Consider the following 851-nt stretch of genomic DNA (forward strand, 5'->3'; position numbering starts at 1 on the left):
CTCCTGCTTCGTTGGCACAAGTGAAAGAGCTGGGCGAACAGCTGATAGATGTACATTCGCAACATCAGAATCTGCTGCTTAATAAAGAAGGATTTCAGTTGAATGTGCTTGATATTCTGGCACATAATGACGCTGCATTGGCGAAATACCATCTGTGTTATGATGAATGGAAACAGACAGATCGCGAACTCGCTGAATTAGTGTCACTGGCAGAGAAAAGTCGCTCCGATGAAGATTATATCCGCTTCCAACTCGAACAGCTCGAAGAAGCCTGTTTGGTGGAAGGCGAACAGGAAGAACTGGAGCAGGAAGCTGAAACATTAAGTCATGCAGAAGAGATAAAAGCCGGACTTTACCGGGTGGAACAGTCGTTTGCTTCGGATGAAGGTGGATTGCTTTCTTATCTGAAAGACAGGCTGAATACACTGAATAATCTGCAAAGAGTATATCAGCCGGCCAAGGAACTTACCGAACGTATGGAGAGCGCTTATATCGAACTGAAAGATATTTCGCACGAAGTCTCTTTACAAAGTGACTCCGTTGAATTCAATCCGGTCCGTCTGGACGAAGTGAATGAACGGTTGAATCTGATTTATTCCTTACAGCAGAAACATCGGGTACAAACCCTTGACGAATTGATAGCGCTAACGGATGAATACCGCAGCAAATTGTCGGACATCACTTCCTATGATGAGCGTATCGCCGAACTGACTGCTCGCAAAGAGGAACAATATAAACAAGTGAAACAACAGGCAGAAGTGCTTACCAAAGCCCGTACGAAAGCTGCTCGTGAAGTTGAAAAACAGCTGGCTGCCCGGTTGATTCCATTAGGAATGCCGAATGTTCGTTTC

Annotated in this window: 1 pseudogene; it reads left to right on the top strand. The window is 45.1% G+C overall.

What is annotated here, in order from left to right:
* Positions 1-851 (top strand): annotated as a pseudogene (locus AB5935_RS27560) (DNA repair protein RecN); the annotation flags it as partial.

Source organism: Phocaeicola sp. RTP21198st1_B8_RTP21198_201120 (assembly GCF_040929485.1).
Taxonomy (GTDB): domain Bacteria; phylum Bacteroidota; class Bacteroidia; order Bacteroidales; family Bacteroidaceae; genus Phocaeicola; species Phocaeicola dorei.